Below are 1,759 nucleotides of genomic sequence, written 5' to 3'. Positions count from 1 at the left end.
CTGCCCACTGCCCACTGCCCACTGCCCACTGCCCACTGCCCACTGCCCACTGCCCACTGCCCCCTGCCCACTGTTCCGGCTATGCCGGGTTAGGAAAGTGTGACTGAATGGCAGCAGGGATGCTTTCGACCATGTATAACGGAAGGGAGAGGAGGCGATACTGGACGGGATCGCCGGTGGTGGTTTGCACATCCACCTCCTGGAATGAAGGAGGATTGACGTCCAGGCGCAAGGCGCAGCTAAGCTGCTTGCCATGCATGAAGGCGTGAAGGGACTTCATGGCCCCGGCCTTGCCTGCCTTGACCTCGACGGGTATGACATGGCTTCCGTGCTGAATGATATAGTCAATTTCACCCTGGCGTCCTTCGATACGCTGCCAGTAAAAAAGCCTTGGATCTTCGCAAGCCTGTGACAGGCAGCGAAGATGTTGACCCACGAACTGCTCCGCAATGCCGCCCTTGTTGGCCCAAACCACGGCGTTTAGATCCCGCAGATCAAGCCGCGAAAGCCCCAACTGAACTGCGGCCAGGCCAACATCCACCAGAATCACCTTGAATAGCCCTGGATTCGTCTCGGCTCCAAGAGGTAACCCGTTGGCGGCTGTGTGGTCAACGCGATGACAGACGCGGGCCAACCGCAGCAGTTCCAAGGCTTGCTTGAGGTCGCGATGTTTGGCCTCCACATCAGCATGACTGTACACAAACCGACCGCCCAATTGTCGCGGAATGGCATCCATAACCCCGCGTAATAGGGTAGCCGGGACCCTCCCGCTGTACTTGCTGAAGTCGTCCCGGTAGGTCGCGATCAAGTCGCGTTGGAGTTGCAACCGTCGCACATCATCCCGCTTCTCGATCCAGTCCGAGACGACTTCCGGCAAGCCCCCGACCAGGCAGTATTCAGAGAACCATTCAAGAGCGCGTTGGTGAAGCCGGGGGTTGAGTTCGAAGTTTTCCCCGGCGGCGATGAGCGCCGTTTTCAACAACTCGTTACCGGACGCATCCAGATACTCGTAAAACGAAACCGGTTCCAAGTAGCAGTAGGAGATGCGCCCGACCGGCATACTGAACTCATGCTCGAGAAGCGCGAAATCCAGCAGCGAGCCTGCCGCCACAACCGGCATCTCCGGCATGTCTTCGTAGAACCACCGCAGGAAGGCCAATAAATGAGGCGTGGCCTGTACTTCATCAATGAACAGCAAGCAGGTTTCAGGAGAGACAGGAATACCCAGATCAGCCGAAAGGTCAGAAATCGCACGGCGCGGATCGTTTGACCGGAAGTGCTCCGCCAGTTCCGGGCGACGTTCCATGTTTAGTTCAACGAGGATCCGCCCATGCCTTTGAGCAAGGTCCCGAACCAACCACGTCTTGCCCACCTGCCTGGCGCCACGCAAGACAAGGGGTTTTCGATCAGAATCTTTGATCCATTTGTCGAGAAAAGTTGCTGCAGATCGCTTCATAAATCCTCGCTTTTCATTCACCATAGCTCTTCAAAACAAAACAACATCAAGAAATATCACAGCCATGTCAATAACAACGTGTTGTTATTACAACACTTATCCGCACTAATCGCAGGGAGTATCCTGTCCCTCCTGTCTATCCTTTTCTGAAATTCGGATTACCCCCCCAATTCCGAAGCCCACGGAGACTGACTCCTGAATACTGACGCGGACATCCTACGGCATCCGGTTTTGTGGTCAACCCGGCTCCGTTCACGAGAATCTACACTCGCATGCCATTTACGCTGTCCCTCATGTATTACG

The 1,759-nt window shown here is 55.5% G+C and carries 1 protein-coding gene; it reads right to left on the bottom strand.

The window, feature by feature from the left end; genetic code table 11:
* Positions 1 to 79: 79 nt before the first annotated feature.
* The gene (locus WCI03_15315) at positions 80 to 1,456 is read right to left on the bottom strand and encodes an AAA family ATPase (GenBank protein ID MEI8141220.1); all 1,377 of its coding nucleotides are present in this window, start codon (positions 1,454 to 1,456) and stop codon (positions 80 to 82) included.
* Between the last annotated feature and the right edge of the window lie 303 nt (positions 1,457 to 1,759).

The organism is bacterium (genome assembly GCA_037143175.1).
Classification (GTDB): Bacteria; Verrucomicrobiota; Kiritimatiellia; order CAIKKV01; family CAITUY01; genus JAABPW01.
The sequence above is the reverse complement of the archived record's forward strand: the minus strand, read 5'-3'. Positions and strand labels throughout refer to the sequence as shown.